Source organism: Aliivibrio salmonicida LFI1238, from assembly GCF_000196495.1.
In the GTDB taxonomy this organism is placed as follows: domain Bacteria; phylum Pseudomonadota; class Gammaproteobacteria; order Enterobacterales; family Vibrionaceae; genus Aliivibrio; species Aliivibrio salmonicida.
Genome location: NC_011312.1, coordinates 317094 through 333499, shown reverse-complemented (window position 1 = coordinate 333499; position 16406 = coordinate 317094). Strand labels below are relative to the sequence as shown.

General features: G+C 39.8%; 14 protein-coding genes and 1 pseudogene. 6 read left to right on the top strand and 9 right to left on the bottom strand.

Features of this window, described 5'->3' with window-relative positions:
• Positions 1-15: 15 nt before the first annotated feature.
• Complete coding sequence (locus tag VSAL_RS01690; protein ID WP_044583159.1) at positions 16-363, bottom strand: 5-carboxymethyl-2-hydroxymuconate Delta-isomerase; 348 nt, start codon at positions 361-363, stop codon at positions 16-18.
• 285 nt (positions 364-648) lie between these two features.
• Here VSAL_RS01690 and tpiA point away from each other — a divergent pair, with 285 nt between their 5' ends.
• Together tpiA and VSAL_RS01680 are read left to right on the top strand one after the other, a co-directional pair.
• Positions 649-1419, top strand: coding sequence for a triose-phosphate isomerase (gene tpiA / locus VSAL_RS01685; protein ID WP_012549122.1), 771 nt, complete (start codon positions 649-651; stop codon positions 1417-1419).
• 292 nt (positions 1420-1711) lie between these two features.
• Complete coding sequence (locus VSAL_RS01680; RefSeq protein ID WP_012549121.1) at positions 1712-2080, top strand: endonuclease domain-containing protein; 369 nt, start codon at positions 1712-1714, stop codon at positions 2078-2080.
• A gap of 453 nt (positions 2081-2533) precedes the next feature.
• On the opposite strand, the pseudogene tnpC reads toward VSAL_RS01680, so the two are convergent.
• The 6 genes and pseudogenes from tnpC to VSAL_RS01650 form a co-directional block, all read right to left on the bottom strand.
• Positions 2534-3986, bottom strand: a pseudogene (gene tnpC / locus VSAL_RS01675) (IS66 family transposase).
• Between the two features lie 71 nt (positions 3987-4057).
• The gene (gene tnpB, locus VSAL_RS01670; RefSeq protein ID WP_012548924.1) at positions 4058-4405 is read right to left on the bottom strand and encodes an IS66 family insertion sequence element accessory protein TnpB; all 348 of its coding nucleotides are present in this window, start codon (positions 4403-4405) and stop codon (positions 4058-4060) included.
• Positions 4402-4716, bottom strand: coding sequence for an IS66 family insertion sequence element accessory protein TnpA (gene tnpA, locus VSAL_RS01665; RefSeq protein WP_012548925.1), 315 nt, complete (start codon positions 4714-4716; stop codon positions 4402-4404). Before tnpA ends, tnpB begins: the two co-directional genes overlap by 4 nt.
• A gap of 389 nt (positions 4717-5105) precedes the next feature.
• Positions 5106-6083, bottom strand: coding sequence for a Wzz/FepE/Etk N-terminal domain-containing protein (locus VSAL_RS01660; RefSeq protein WP_012549120.1), 978 nt, complete (start codon positions 6081-6083; stop codon positions 5106-5108).
• 232 nt (positions 6084-6315) lie between these two features.
• Positions 6316-8925, bottom strand: coding sequence for an SLBB domain-containing protein (locus VSAL_RS01655; protein ID WP_012549119.1), 2610 nt, complete (start codon positions 8923-8925; stop codon positions 6316-6318).
• A gap of 68 nt (positions 8926-8993) precedes the next feature.
• A complete protein-coding gene (locus VSAL_RS01650) occupies positions 8994-10313 on the bottom strand; it encodes a capsule assembly Wzi family protein (RefSeq protein WP_148234225.1) in 1320 nt (439 codons plus the stop codon).
• Between the two features lie 244 nt (positions 10314-10557).
• Here VSAL_RS01650 and VSAL_RS01645 point away from each other — a divergent pair, with 244 nt between their 5' ends.
• The 4 genes from VSAL_RS01645 to VSAL_RS01630 all read left to right on the top strand — a co-directional run bounded on the left by VSAL_RS01645 (position 10558) and on the right by VSAL_RS01630 (position 14546).
• On the top strand, positions 10558-10815 hold the full coding sequence (locus tag VSAL_RS01645; RefSeq protein ID WP_012549117.1) for a hypothetical protein: 258 nt from the start codon (positions 10558-10560) through the stop codon (positions 10813-10815).
• Between the two features lie 84 nt (positions 10816-10899).
• Positions 10900-11565 carry a YjbF family lipoprotein gene (locus VSAL_RS01640; RefSeq protein ID WP_012549116.1) on the top strand — a complete coding sequence of 222 codons (666 nt, stop codon included), beginning with the start codon at positions 10900-10902 and terminating at the stop codon, positions 11563-11565.
• 12 nt (positions 11566-11577) lie between these two features.
• Positions 11578-12336 carry a capsule biosynthesis GfcC family protein gene (locus VSAL_RS22285; RefSeq protein WP_049940317.1) on the top strand — a complete coding sequence of 253 codons (759 nt, stop codon included), beginning with the start codon at positions 11578-11580 and terminating at the stop codon, positions 12334-12336.
• Between the two features lie 2 nt (positions 12337-12338).
• Entirely contained in the window at positions 12339-14546 is a 2208-nt protein-coding gene (locus VSAL_RS01630; RefSeq protein ID WP_012549114.1) for a YjbH domain-containing protein, read from the top strand.
• A 336-nt stretch (positions 14547-14882) separates the two neighbouring features.
• Here the strand turns inward: VSAL_RS01630 and VSAL_RS01625 are convergent, their stop codons facing one another.
• A complete protein-coding gene (locus VSAL_RS01625; protein ID WP_012549113.1) occupies positions 14883-15824 on the bottom strand; it encodes a hypothetical protein in 942 nt (313 codons plus the stop codon).
• Positions 15802-16326, bottom strand: a complete 525-nt coding sequence (locus VSAL_RS01620) for a hypothetical protein (protein WP_012549112.1) — start codon at positions 16324-16326, stop codon at positions 15802-15804. The genes VSAL_RS01625 and VSAL_RS01620 overlap by 23 nt, the downstream gene beginning before the upstream one ends.
• Positions 16327-16406 lie beyond the last annotated feature (80 nt).

The window sequence follows — 16406 nt, the reverse complement described above, 5'->3', positions numbered from 1 at the left end:
GTCTCGCAGCCGTACTTATTGACCCACTTTTTGAAAGCTTTCTTTTTCCATATCACGCACATTAATCGTGAGGCTATCAATATGGCTCGCCTGTTCTGCTAGTACATCCATTAATGCTCGACTGAGTTCTCTTTTTTGCTCAGTGGTTCTGCCTGACAGTAGCTCGATGGTAATGTGAATAAAGTCCACACTATTTCCTTTATCGCCAACTAACCATGAATGCACTCGAATCGCCCTTGATTTAACATCATCAACAGAAAACAGTTCCGACTCTATCGCCACTTGATGTAAATCTTCTAACAAGCCCTGCATATTTAATCGTTCGTCTGCTGAATTTGAATATTCCATAACTAAGTGCGGCATCATTACTTCCTTGTTTGTGTAGCAGAATAAAAGTGATTACTTTTCCATCATTCAGTGAAAGAGATTAAGTTACAATCCCCTCAATAAAAAAGTGCACAAGTTATCACACTTCATTCCACGTAAATTAATCTCAACATATTTCGCTTTTCAGTTCATAATCTTTCGCACTTCGAAATAAAAGCATTAAAATTATGCATAAAAATGATTTTAGACACTAAATCTGTCGTAAAATCTGTTATATTTTTACGCAAGTTTTTTACATTAATTTGAATTGGAGAGAATCCTATGCGTCATCCTGTAGTTATGGGTAACTGGAAATTAAACGGCAGCAAAGAAATGGTTGTTGATCTATTAAACGGTCTTAACGCTGAACTTGAAGGCGTTACAGGTGTAGACGTTGCAGTTGCTCCACCAGCACTATTTATTGACCTTGCTGAGCGTACGCTTACTGAAGCGGGCAGCGCGATCATCTTAGGTGCTCAAAACTCTGACCTAAACAACAGCGGTGCATTCACTGGCGACATGTCTCCAGCTATGCTGAAAGAATTTGGTGCTACTCACATCATCATCGGTCACTCTGAGCGTCGTGAATACCACAACGAATCAGACGAGTTTGTTGCTAAGAAATTCGCTTTCCTAAAAGAAAACGGCCTAACGCCTGTTCTTTGTATCGGTGAATCTGATGCACAAAACGAAGCTGGCGAAACAATGGCTGTTTGTGCACGTCAACTTGACGCTGTTATCAACACTCAAGGCGTTGAAGCTCTTGAAGGCGCTATCATCGCTTATGAACCAATCTGGGCTATCGGTACTGGTAAAGCGGCTACAGCTGAAGATGCACAACGCATTCACGCTCAAATCCGTGCTCACATTGCTGAGAAATCAGAAGAAGTAGCTAAGAACGTTGTTATCCAATACGGCGGTTCTGTTAAGCCTGAAAACGCTGAAGCTTACTTCGCACAACCAGACATCGATGGTGCTCTAGTTGGCGGCGCAGCACTTGACGCGAAAAGCTTTGCAGCTATCGCTAAAGCAGCAGCTAAAGCAAAAGCTTAATTAAGATTCGAGAACCGAGGACGCTTCGCCCTAGGGGCGAGGAAGAACTTGGCTCGGTGAACAATTTGAAACCGTAGATGTGAAAGCATCTGCGTTTTTTTTGTTTTTAATAGCAGGGTTGAGGGTGATTGCTGGAAACTATACGCTGCGCTGACTAGAACGCTTCGCTCTAGAGACTATAAAATCAAAAGCACTAATTTTGAACTCCATCGAAATTCTTTACTAACCACTATCCTTTGTCATCAGTAGCTTCTATGGTTTATCGTGTTTACCGATATAAGCCTAAATTCTAATGACGCTTATTTATAATAAATCAAAACACAAAACACTCAGGCAAAAGCTTAGATCTGAAGTTCCAACAGCAGAACGTGTATTATGGAATAAACTTCGACGAAATCAGCTCAATGTTAAATTTCGACGCCAATATGGTATTGGCCGGTATGTTTGTGATTTTTATAATGCTGAATATAAATTAGTCATTGAACTTGATGGTGATAGTCACTTTACTCCTGAAGCTGAAAACTATGATGCTATACGAAATGAATACATGCGTAATCTTGGAATGTCGGTACTGCGCTTCACAAACCAAGATATCATGAACAATATTAATGGTGTTATCGAATTTATTTTAATACATATAGATCAATTAAAATCCGAATAATACCTACCATCATCACAATAACCCCTCCCTAGACCTCCCCTTAGTAAAGGGAGGGAACTGTATTGTATTCGCTGAAATTACAACAACTACAATCGGCTCCTCCACCTTAATAAGGGAGAGGCTGGAAGGCGATAAAAAACCAACAACACATACCAAGCTCACTATGAATTTAATTCTACCATCACCGCAATAACCCCTCCCTACCCCTCCCCTTACAAAAGGGAGGGGACTGTATTATATTCGCTGAAATGACAACAACTACAATCAGCTCCTTCCACCTTAATAAGGGAGAGGCTGCGGGGGTAAAGAGCCAACAACACATGACCAAACTAACTATGAATTCAACTCTACCATCATCGCAATAACCCCTCCCTAACCCTCCCCTTAGCAAAGGGAGGGACTGTATTGTATTCGCTGAAATGACAACAACTACAATCGTAAACGTGCGGGGAACTACACCTTGTCTTTTACATTCCAAGGTAAAAGTGAATCGATATCTGGCGATCCAACACATAAACGATCTAGACAATACCTAATATAATCGTAAGGGATTAATCCGTTTGCCTTTGCTGTTTCTACAATGCTGTAAAGCATTGCACTTGAATCTGCACCAGCCGTTGAACCCGAAAATAACCAGTTTTTCCGGCCGATAACAAACGGTTTAACCGCTCGCTCTGCTCGATTGTTATCAATAGATAACAATCCATCATCAATATAACGAACTAATTTATCCCATTGATTTAATGTATAGCTAATCGCCTCACCTAATTTTGTTTTAGGTGATACTCGACTAACTGCGCTATCAAGCCAATCACGGAGCTCTTTAAGTAAATCGCGGGCTTCTGTCTGCCTAGCAACATACTTGGCTTCAGGGGAAGCCTCTTTTAATAACGATTCGATCCGGTATAGCTTTTGGATTTTACTCAATACCCAATCTGCACTCCCTGTTTTCCCTTTTACTTGAACACGTTGAGCCTCAATAAATCGTCGACGTGCGTGTGCCCAACAGCCAACTAAAATCGCTTCAGTTTGTTCATAACCTTGGTAACCATCGGTATGTAAATACCCGTTATAACCTTTTAAAAAGTTAACTGGATGGTTGCCATGCCTGCTAGATTGATAATCATAAAGTACAATTCCAGGCAAAACACCAGAGCCTGGAGAATCATAGCCAGAGCAGTAGACCCACATATAACATTTTGCTTTTTCAACATCCAACACATTTACCGTTGTTTCATCACAATGCAGAGTGGGTTGTTCAAGCAAAATACGATGTAACTCGTTATTAAGAGGGGTAAATAGTACCGAGCATTTTATTAACCAATCCGCCATCGTTCGCCGTCCAATAATGATACCCCATTGCTGAAATAACGTTTCTTGACGATAAAGTGGAAGACTGTATTGAAATTTAGCCGTAATAATTTGAGCAAGTAAACTTGCGGTCGCAATCCCTTTAGGGATTGGTGACGCTGGCATTGGGGCTTGTTTAATGTCTACTGAAGTATTGTTTTTTTCACAATTTCGGCAAGCATATTTAGGACGAACATGTTGAATAACTTCCACTTTAGCTGGTACAAATTCCAACTTTTCACTGATGTCTTTACCCATCGCATGCATCTCTAGACCGCAACACTTACAAGTTTTATCTTTTATGTCGTGGATAATAACAGTACGCGGTAAGTCTTCAGGTAATCGTTTGTGTGTCATCATTTTCAATGATGATTTCTTCTTCTGTTTCATTGAATAAATCAAATTGAGTCGAGTCAGATTCACTGCTTTTACCAAAGCGCTGATGTTGAGCCAGTCGAAATTGCTCTAGAAGACGGTTATATTTATTTTCAAGCTGAAGCACAAGTGCTTTCAGCTCGTCAATGGTATCAGGAAGTGGTTTTATTTTATCAGTCATGTAGATGACTATATAACGATAATACAGGTAATCAATCGGTTGCCTCCTATTCTTGACTGAGAATCAACTATTTAAAGGGTTGTTTGATAATGTACCGGTTGATGTCCTAAGATATCAAAACCTTGTAATAGCAGTGTCAGTTGCTGCTCTGATAATGCTAACGTATCGTTATTTATATTTCGTGGCCATTTGAAGCGGTCTTCATCTAATCGCTTGTACCATAAAGCGAATCCTGTTTTATCCCAATACAATATTTTGAGTTTATCACGAGGCTTATTGCAAAATATAAATAGAGCATCACTAAACGGTGATAGTTGCATTTCTTGCTCAACAATCACGACAAGGCCATTAATGGCCTTGCGAAAATCGACAAAATCACGATGAAGATAAATGGTGGAAACATCAGTAAATACATTCATGATTGATACCCTTTTAATAAGAGTCCTATCCAGTGAGGTTCAGTATTAGCTGGCAATGTTAATCGCAATTTTCCGATAGAAAGTTGAATATCTGGTAATTGTGGAGTGGCGATGATAGTTGATGTTAACGCTTCTACTTTCAAGAAAGTAGAAGCGTTAATCTTTTGTTTCCATCGTGCTTTACGTGCACTAAATGTCTTTGGCAGAATATTATGGTTACGACAAAATTCAGCGGCACTAAGCTTGCTAGATTGCTGAGATTCAAATAGAGCGTGCCATTGCTCTGGTGTTCTCTTTTTATCTTTTTGCATAATTACGTTCTCGTTAAATGAAAGATCGTAAGATACGCATAATGAATTTTATTTGTTAGGTGTAGTTCCCCGCACGCTTACAACGTTTCTAATTGTTTGATGTGATTTTTTACGGTACGGATAGAGAGTTCACAATATTGCGCGAAAGCACATGCCGTGCACATCGGCGTTGTCTGCCAGCTTTAACAACACCAGATTAAGATTAAGGATGAGGATGTGAGGGGGCATAATGTGTGGGATAGTGGCAAGGCGTGTCCGGTGATGGTGATTAATTACTAAGCTAGAGACTAGAAACTAGAGACTAGACCGCTTCGCTCCTATAAAAGCAAAGCCAAAGCTAAAAAAAGATCAAGAGCAGAATGCATCACTGCTCTTGATCTTTCTAGTTTCTAGTTTCTAGTTTCTAGTTCTTCTTTTCTAAATGCGAATCTCACTAATACCACCGCCACACCTAACATGCCGCCTAATAATACTGACAACACACAAATTAAGGCACGTTTTGGTCCGGCTTTCTCTTCTGGAATAACCGCTGGGTCTATGGTTTTAAAGGCAAACTCCGCTTCAACCTCTGCCAACATCAGGTTTTTAGTTTGATCTTCAATTAACTGATAAAACACTGAGCGCATGTCAGAGATATCGGTTTTTTGTAACTGCTGCTCTAAATATCCGATATTACGTTTGGTTTCAGTAAGAGACTTATCTTTCATCCAAAGGTTCAAATCAGCCACTAACCACTCTACCCATTGTTGAGCAATAATTGGAGAAATATGAGTAACGGATAAAGTAACTAAACCCGTGTCTTTAGCATCAGCGGTACTTAAAAAACCTTTAAACGCTTTGTGTGCTTGCCAATCTGTTGGTACTGGTGACTCATCTGGTTTAACTTCACGCACCCACTCTTTTGTTTCTGTATTATAAACCTCAGGGTCAATGATTAACTCACCCGACTGTTTATTCCATTCAGTACCTGCAAATAACGGTACAACCAAATCATGCTTGGTAATAAAGGCATTAATGAATTGACGAGATTGCAAAACGGCTAATGACATACCTTTGCTGTCAGTACCACCGCCGCCAATGTTAATACCTGCTAATGAGGCTAAGCCACCTAACTCTCCTGCCATTACCGCAAGGCCACCGCCGCTCTCGCCCGCAGGGGCTAATACAACTTCCGCTTTGTAGGTGTTAGGTTGTGATAACGCAAATAATACGCCACCGACAGCAAAAATAAACGTGGTTGCTATGATTATCCATTTGCCTTTCCACAGTGCGCCAAAGAGCTCACGTAAGTCGATCTCGTCGTCGGCGGGCATTGCCGGTGGAAACGCTAAATGTTGAGAATGTGGCAGTTGTTGTTTTTCATTCATGCTAGAAACTAGAAACTAGAGGCTAGAGACTATAAAAGCTTGGTTTATTTGGCTTTTTGAGTCTTTATGCTCTTTGTTTTCCTTATATTTGAGAGTTAGAAAGAGGCTAGAGGTTAGAGACTAGGCCGCTGCGCTACTAGAAACTAGATCGTTTCACTACTATAAGAGCAAAAAAATAAGTCCGAGGTCGGCTCTTGATCTTATAGTTTCTAGCTAGCGAAGCGTATAGTTTCTAGTCCTTAATCGCGCTCCACGCTACACCGATTTGATACAAGATCTGCGTTGCTGAGGTTAACGTACTTAGGCCATCTAGGTAATCGGTGTCTAGTGGTACGATAATGGTATCACCTGGGGCTAGTGGTTTATCGCTGCGGCTGAACCAGTATGAGTTATTTGGGACCATCACTGAGCCATCTGCACGTACTACGTAAATACGGTCAGTATCGGCTTGTTTTTTAGTACCGCCAGCGACTTCAATGTATTCTTCCACTGTCATATTAGGTTCAAACAATTGATTTGAGGCAAACTGAACTTCACCCATGATGCTGATCACTGGGTTTCTTGCAGGAATATACAGCTTATCGCCTTTTTCTAGCATTAAGTTGGCAATTTCATCCCCTTCGATTGCTCTTGGGATAGAAATAACCATGCGACCCATGGCTTCTGTTTTCGCCAATTCATCAGCAATTAACATCGCATCACCTGGTGGGGTCGTATATTGTGCGCTTGAGTTTTGACGACGCAGTGCTAAGTTACCAATCTCTTGCTTTAGTTGCATGTTTAAGATTTTTAAACGCTCTTCTTCTAGGCGTTTTAATCGTTCGCGACTAAAGACTGAGCCATCAGCATACGCATATTCTGTTAAACCACCGGCGCGCTCAATCACTTCTTGTAAAGTCTCACCACGGGTAAATGAGTACGCCCCTGGGAACATCACTTCACCTTGTAACTCAATGGTGTAGCCTTCTTGCCAATTTGGTTTGGTTTTTACAATTAAGCGATCTTGACCTGTTAAAGTAAAGTTTTTCTCACCTTCTACTGATAGTGCATCTCTTAACGAGATCTTCTTCTGCTCGATAATTAACTCACTGCCATTCACATCACGAACCGTCCATTCAGCACTGTCTAGGTATGCTTCTTCGGTTAACCCACCTGCGGCTAAAATTATTTGTTTAATGGTGCCGATTCTTGATAACGGATAAACACCTGGGTACTTAACGGCACCGCTAACTTCAATTAACCGTGCAGGGTTATCTAGCGTCGCTTGTGATTTCAGGCGATCGATAATTGGGGTTAGTAATTTCTCTCGGCTTTTTTGTATTTGTTGTTCACCTCTTGATACGGTATCGATATCTTCTGTTTTCAACGTTGTTACAGACTGAGTTTCAATAATTGCCCCTGTCTCAACATCTACTCTTTCTACATTTTTTTTCTGTTCACTGTGTTTCACTTTCACTTCAGCATCAGCATAAGACTTAAACCAATAATCAAGGTCTAATCCACTATTGAACACAAAAATTTGATCGCTTTCTTTTAAGCTCAGGTTTTCTTTTGAGCTAGGGTTCGCAATGGCTTCGCCTAGGTTAAATTGCAGTACTTCTATATCACGTTGCTTATTGATTTCACGTACAATTAACGCGTAATTTAAATCGGCATTTTGTTTTAAATCGGTACGAACTGAAGAGACAATATCGCTAACCTTCATGCCTTGTTTAAAGTTATACGCGCCTTGTCTTGCGACTTCTCCACGCAGTGCAACTGCATTATTTAATGATTCTGCCGCTTTTGATATCACCACTTTATCACCATTTTTAATGATGAAGTTTTTGCCTTTTGATGTACTCATGTCTACGGTAAATTGCTCGTAACCATTCGATCCCATACGAGTAATATTTATTTTAGATAGGAAAGCATTTGGCTGTAAACCACCACCAAAAGAAAGTAAACGAGAAAGGGTGGTTTTGCCTTTTAATTCATAAATCGCAGGACGTTTTACTGCACCATGTAGCTCAACACTTGAGTTTTTAGTTGGGATATACAGGGTATCACCGCTTAACAAACGAACATCACTGCGTGAATCGCCTTTTAGCAATAAGTCATACACATCAAATCGCTCAACCACTCTGCCTTTACGCTTAAGTTCAACATAACGTAGACTGCCTGATTCTTTAATTCCACCACTGGCAATCAATGCTTGGGTCACGGTCGTTAGGCCATTGACGTTATAAGCCCCTGGCTGTGTGGCTTCACCTACCACATACACTTGCATGGTGCGCATTGCCCCCATTGATACCAATACATCTACACCTAACATTTTCTGTTTAATAATACCAGTTAGGTGTTTTTGCATATCAGCAAAGGTTTGACCAGAGACTGCAACTGGACCAAATTCAGGGAAATTTAAACGCCCTTGTCTATCAATAACCAGGTTTAGCTCTTCACTGCTTTTACCATAGATTTGAATAGCGACTTCGTCACCGGGAGCCATGACATAATCATTAGGTACCGGTAGGTTATCGACAGACGTTAGTGTCTTCACTTTCCCTAAAAACATATCGTAGCCAAACGCTGAGAATCGTTCACTTTTATCAGCAACAGAAGGTACTATTGGAGCACTGGCTCTCACTGGTTGTTGTTCTGTTTTTCCTTTCGCCCTATGTACAGGAGAAGCACTGCCTGTAAGTACACTAACATCTACCCCATATTGACGAGCTAATTGCTCTTGCTGGGATTTAGGTAGTTTCTGAAATTGGGCCATTTGTTCAGCGCTTGGTGTAAATGCCATCGTGCTGGTGCTTATCATCGCAAATAAGCTGGCGGTAAGGGTTCTTTTCATCATCATTTTGTTATTTATTCACTTGTGAAAAATCAGTTAAAAAATAAAAGGGTCGGTCAAACTAAGATAAATCGCTAAAATCTAAATTCGTAACCTAACGATGCATTAATTTGATCATCGTCAGTTGTGGTTTTCATTTGTGTGTAGCCAAGCCCTAAATGCACCATGCCTGAAGCGGCTGGCAATCGATAATTGGCTTGAGTGGTCTTACTTTGGCTACTCTGGGTATCATCCCATTCAGATTGCTGATAACTCAGGCTTACATTATGATCATTACTCATTTGCACATAGAGCGCAACAGAATAACTATTGTCTACAGCATAACTTGAGTTAGCGTTAAATGACGCCTCATTCTCAGAGGTGCTTTGTTGAGACTCAAGTACTAACCGTACCGTTTGCCCCTCTATATTAACACTGCCACTCCAACCTAATAGCAAGGCACCTAACTCTGTGGTGTTCTCTGTTGAGGCAAGCTCTGCATATACGCTGTGATATACATGGGTTTGCTCTTCAGCACTGTCATTAGAGACGTTAATCGATGGTAACGTTAACTTAGCATCGACGGCGGCTTGCTTAATGCTGTCGTCTGAATCGCTACTGTTATTACTATCGAACCAGACTTGATACGTTAATCCATATTCAAAAAATGAAAAGGGCTTAGATACAAGACGTGTCGCACTGTGGTAATTAAATTCGGCGTCATCTGGTTTCGCAACGACAGTTTCAATATTCCAGACACCTAGTACTCTGTTTTTTCCAATATAGCTGGCACTTATATCCGGATCGGCTTTGGCGTAAGACCCAAGAATTAGGTTATGTTGCCAACCTTGCCCCCACCATCTGTCTACCGTTCCGATGGAGAATAACCAAGCGCCTAGATTAAGTGATAGATAGGAGTCATCCCAGCGGATCTCTTCCTCGCCTTGATAGTTTGAATAACTGGTCGTCACTCGAAACGCATAGCTAGTATCAAGATATTCGTAGCTGGCAGATGCCCCCCACTTATCTTTACTAAATTGGCCGAACCCAGTTGATGGAGCCTCTTCATTACTGGCGACAAATTTAGCTGAGCTTTGGCCTCTATTAAGTTTTGCCGAGTTCATGCTGTATCGCACTTCTCTTTGGGCGAGCGTCACTGACAAATCATGAGAGGTATCATTATTGATAATATCATCACCAAATAGAGACCATCGTAATGGGTATTGATTGGTCGGTGACGATATTACGCCAGAATCAGACAACACCTGTAATGACGAGCGTAAAAAAGGATCATTCGCTTCTAGCCAAGGGGATGCCATTGCTGGCGTTGCCATAAAGGTAATAGCCGAATAGCAACACGCTAATGCCGCGGCTATTGGCGTGAGGCTTCTTTTTTTATTGGTGTAATTAGCCATTACTGTATGCATTATTAAATATTTACCAAATCGGTTTTTTAAAATCACATAAGGCGAGTATTATATCAGCAATGTGAGAAATGATACATATAAGACATGGCATTTATTTAAGCGCATTTTTATTGTGAATATAAATACTAGCAGGTATACTTTTCATGTGCGCGGGATCTGCGTATACATCGATGTAACGCTTTTTTATAAACATATAGTTATAAAAAAAACATTTATTTAAAGGAAATTTTCCATGAAAAAGACTGCTATCGCTCTTATGCTAGCTATGACTGCTGGCTCTGCATTTGCCGCTGCTGAAGCAACAACTGCTGCTGCTTCTACAGGTTCTGCTGCTGGTACTGCTGCTGGTACTGCTCGCGCAACTACTGCTGCTGTTGGCGTTGCTGGTACTACTGCTATCGCTGTAGGTGCTGTTGTTGCTGTTGCTGTTGCTGTTGCTGATTCAGGTTCTGATACTGCGACTTCAACGTCTACATCTGTTACTCAATAAGCCATAATAAGCTAAAAACAAAGCCATCAACACCGTGTTGATGGCTTTTTTTATATTTTTAATAAATTACCGAAAGTAGAATTCATGAAAAATATTACTCTATATTTACTTACCTTTGGCTGCTTTTTATTAACTGGCTGTTCACAAAAAATTCAAGATGTACAGTCGACGTTTAATGAGGCTGTATTTGGTATGAGTGATGTTGAACTTTCTGCCGAGCATATTAATGAACTGCCTTATGCTAGCGCTTTTGTTAAAATCAATGACAGTCACAACATATTTATGGTACTTGCTTTAGCTGAAAGTAACCCGACAACTGGTGTAACTCAGCTTAAGTGGCTCTCCTCTGACAACGTAATGATCGTCACTGAGAATGGACGTATTATAAAAACCCTTGCCCTACCTAATTACAATTTAATCGCATTAAACTCTGTTGCCTTACCTAAATTAAGCCAACAACTTACCGCGCCACAACAATGGCAAGCGGTTTATGATTGGATGCCAGATTATCGATATCATTACCAAGCAAGTATTCATGCTCTACCTGGTGAAAAAAGTACATTAACCTCTCTTGTTTGGACAAAAGAAGTGACAGCTATCCAGGAGTTAGTCTCTTTTTCTGCCTTAGACTTAACGTTTACTAATCAATACTGGTTAGATAATACTGGCGAGGTAGTAAAAACTCGTCAATTTATTGGTCCAAACATGGCCACCATTGAAATGACTTTCCTTAAACCTTTTCGTTCTTAATTAGGAGTGACAATGCGTATTTTTGGTTTTCTCTTTTTATCACTCTGCTCTTTCTTTTCTTATGCTAGTGACTCTGCACTCTCTATTACATTAGTTAAAAACAGCGTGATTTTATCTTTTCCTCAAGCAACTCGATTAGACTCTGCACTACTAGAATCACTTAATTATAGTAATATCTATGCTTACCCTTTAGGCCTCATTCTTAGTGATGACGAGAAAAAAAATACTGTTATTCAACAGCAAGAGAAACTGTCACAACAGCTAAGTAAGCTCGGTGAGTACTCTCCTTTTCTTTCATGGACCGAGTCAACTTACCAACTCAACTCAAGCTTACTCATTAATCAATTGGCTCAGCTATCTTTTGTTTCTCGCCTCTTTATTCCATTAGATATCGATGAAATTAGAATAAAAAAAGAAAATAATCCACTGCTGAGTGGGCAGTTCTCGCTATTTGTGCCAGAGCGACCAACAACCATCACCGTTCTTGGATTAACGTTATCTCCTAAACCACAAACTCTGTCATATATAGAGAATGGTAGTGTAAAAGATTATCTCCATAACGTTGATGTCAGCTCTCAAGCCAATACGTCTCAGGTTTATGTGATTCAACCTGATGGTGTCGTACAAATAGCGAGTAATAATCAATGGCAGAAAAATACGGTTTCAATTGCGCCCGGAGCCACGATTTTTATTGGATTTAATGAGTTACCTGATTCATTGTCATCAATTCACCAAGATATCATTCAACTTTTACGTAATAAGGTAAATTAATCATGCCGTATCCTAAATTTGCCTTATCTTTAATTGCAAGTGCGATTACTGCTACTTTTTCGACTTTTTCCTTGGCTGCAGAAAGTAGTGAATATATTGAACCAATAACCTTTACCCCTTCCCAAACTGATTTTGGTGGCGTTGGTTTAATGCAAATGCCTTCAGGACGTAATGCTGAAGAGGGGACATTCAGTTTTAATACTAGCTTCAATAATGAATATCACTTTTATAACCTCTCATTGCAATTGATGCCGTGGCTTGAAACTACAATCCGTTACACTTTAACTCAAGACATGAAATACAGCAGCGACCCTAGTTTTAGTGGAGATACCACTCATGCTGATAAAGGCATCGATTTCAAGGTTCGTCTATTAGAGGAGAGTGACTGGCTACCTGAAACCTCTATCGGTGTGCGTGATTTTGGCGGTACTGGTTTATTTGATGGTGAATTTGTTGCGGCAACCAAGCGTTTTGGTAATCTCGATGTCACCGTGGGCATGGGTTGGGGCTACCTTGGACAAAGTGGCAATATTACTAATCCATTTTGTAAAGCATCGGATAAATATTGCTCGCGTGAGTCTGACTTTAAAGGCAATGGCGGCAGTGTCGATTTTGAGCGTTGGTTTAAAGGCTCTGCGTCACTCTATGGTGGTTTGGAATATCAAACCCCTTTCCAACCGCTGCGCTTAAAACTTGAATATGATGGCAATGATTACAGTCAAGATTATCCGGTAAAAGGTGGCGTCGCTGATATGACTCAGCACACCCCATGGAACTTTGGTGTTTTATATGGTTTAGGTGATTGGGGAGATATGCGTTTAAGTTATGAACGAGGGGATACTCTCACCTTTGGCTTTACGTTAACCACCAACTTTAACACAATGAAAGCTAATTGGCGTGATACCCCTGAAACCGTGTATCAGGCACCATCAGTTAATCATGTGGATGAAATAAACTGGAATTATATCGAACAAGAATTAGATAATAATGCCGGTTATTCTAACAGTAAATTTTACGTAAAAGGCAATGAATTAACGATCGTTACTGGGCAAGAAAAGTATCGTAATAAAGATATTGCTCATCAAGAAGCGGCGGCAATTTTAGCAAGTAATACTCCTGAATATATTCAAACTTATCGTATTATTGAAGAAAATAATTCCTTACTCACCACTGAGACCGTGATTGATGCTGAACGTTATAAAGATGCAGCGCAATTTAATTACGTGGGCGCTAAAATTACAGATGCAACCGTCACTCAAGATATCTCTGAGACTGATTCAATCAATGATGATAATTTAAAACATGACTCATTTGACCGTTGGGATGTGAATATTTCTCCGTCTTTACGTCAATCAATTGGTGGTGCTGAAGGTTTTTATCTGTATGAGATAGGCATTAAAGCAGGATCCTCTTATTGGCTTACTGATAACCTGCAAGCTTCTGGATCTCTGTATTTAAACCTTATTGATAACTATGATAAATTTAATTACATCGCACCACCCGATGCGACCGAGGTTCCTCGTGTTCGTACCATGTTTAGAGCTTATGCCACTGAAAGCGCTTTAAGACTGGAACGTTTACAGCTTACTTGGTTTGATGAATATGCTGAAGGTCTATATGGGCAGACTTATGGTGGTTATTTAGAGAGTATGTTTGGTGGCGTTGGTACTGAGATATTATACCGCCCTATAAATAGCCGCTGGGCTGTTGGCCTTGATTATACGTACATTCAACAACGCTCTCCTGATAATTGGTTTGATTTCTATCAAGATGACCGTCAATACAGCGAAGCCGATGGACGTTATTACAATGTTCGCTCTCAAGGAACAACTGGCCACTTAACCGGATATTACATGCCTCAATGGTCATTTTTAAAGAGTACGCTATTAAAGGTAAGTTATGGTGAGTTTTTAGCAGGCGATAAAGGCTATCGTGTAGATTTTTCTAAACAGTTTGATTCAGGTGTTATTGTTGGTGCTTATGCAAGTATGACTGATTTATCTGCGGAGGAATTTGGTGAAGGCAGTTATACCAAAGGGTTTTACCTCTCTATTCCTTACGACATCATGACGGTTAAACCAAGTAAAAATAGAGCGTACTTTGATTGGCAACCTTTGACTCGTGATGGCGGGCAGATGTTGTCGAAGGAAAATACGTTGTTTGGCTTAACAGATGCAAGACAACCGTGGTATACGAAGAAAGGGCTTTAGGACTATACGCTGCGCTGACTAGAACGCTTCGCTTCTATAAGATCTTAAGGTAAGAGCAGGGTTGAGGTTTCAGGTTTAAGAGCGGACGCGGTTGGTTTGACTTTTGTTCTCCCCCTTTTTTACCTTACTTTTGAAAGTGATGGTGTTTATATAAGGGGGAGTTGATTAGAAACTAGAGGCTATACGCTGCGCTAACTAGAAACTAGAGGCTAGAACGCTTCGCTTCTATAGGAGCAAGGTGAGTGTAGGGTTGAGGGTTGAGGCTTAAAAGCGGATCGCGGTTGGTTTGGTGTATTATAAAAGAGCGCAGTGGATGCTGCGCTCTTTTTTAATATGTTATGGTGAAACTACCGATATGAAATTAGATTGTTTAACTCCTAATTGATGTTTCATTTCTAATCCTGGAGCAATAAGCATATCAATATACCCATCACGAGGAGGATTTTCTTTAATATTTGAGTAACTCATGAACCCTGAACGAGCTTCATTCGTAATATTATCACCCATCAAGAAAGATACATTTACAGGAGTTAAACTATCTGGGTATGTAACATCTTCAATATAACTAGGGATCTCAGGGATAAACATATCTCTATCATTCGTATAGATTGTATGTCTTGTCACTCCCGCTGTATATTCTAATTTTATCGTATCAACATCTAACGAGGTTAGCGTTTTAACATTCACATAGCATGTTGAGCCACCACATTCAAATGCAGGGGCTGGGATTGTTTGCATATCAAGAGAATCTAATACAATAGAAATATCACCTGTTGCACTTGCTGTCGAGTTTACAGTGATCTTCCAAGAATTCAATGTTCCTTTGTAAGTTGCTGAATAATTAAATTCATCACCTAACTTTGCATACGAGGTAAAAATAGATGGCTTAGTGGCCCATGAGTTCCAAGTAAAAACTTGACCTTTATAATTTGAAAAAATAGTCATATCTAAAAAAGAAAAATCACTTGAATCTCTCAAATCAATATTAATAAAGCTAGTTAAAGCGTCTAATGCATGAGAAGCTGTACTGGTACTCGTCATATCACTTAATGCAGAACTCGCTTGATAGTTAAAACCTGTAATTTGATTATCGGCATTAAAACCACTCAATAAAACATATTCATTATTTAAAGTTTCTATCTCTGTTTTAGTTGTTCCAGAACCTTTTTGACTTTGTCCTGTTAAAAAGCCTTCGACACTACTTTCTGCAACACCGTCAAATGTTCCAATAATCACTTTTTTATTTTTTGAATTTTTAACTAAATTTATTCTCTGCATAGCACTTTTGAGTACCTTGTTCTACATTTACTTTAATTAATGCATCTGATAATAATTCTTTTTGAACTGTAAGTAAGTGCTTAGAACCATCCTTTATAGAATCTACGATTGTCACATAACCACCATCAGGGATATCATTCTCTGAAAATGTTAATGTCGCTGTCGTAGGATTTATATCAAATTTACTAAGGTTCGTATCTGTATATAAAACACTATTAGCATCATAAACGAGGATATCAGTGATATTTGGTGCTTGAACAGCAAAAGTATAAACCCATTTTGATTCGTCTATATCATTAGTATCAACATAAAACTCGGTTGGGGCTTTTCCAGCACAAGAAGACAACATATTTTTTTGAGTATTCGCTTTCATTTGAACAAACTGCCAAGTATATTTAGTTGGGGCAGGAGTACCGCCACCACTACCGCCGCCGCTATCGCTGCCGCCGCATGCTGTTAAAAGTAAAGTACTGAAAAGCCCGATTGGGATCATCTTATTCATAGTAAAATCGTATCCATTGTAATCAAATCATCTTGTTTAAATAATGCACAATTCATGCCAATAATGTTACCGAATTCTTG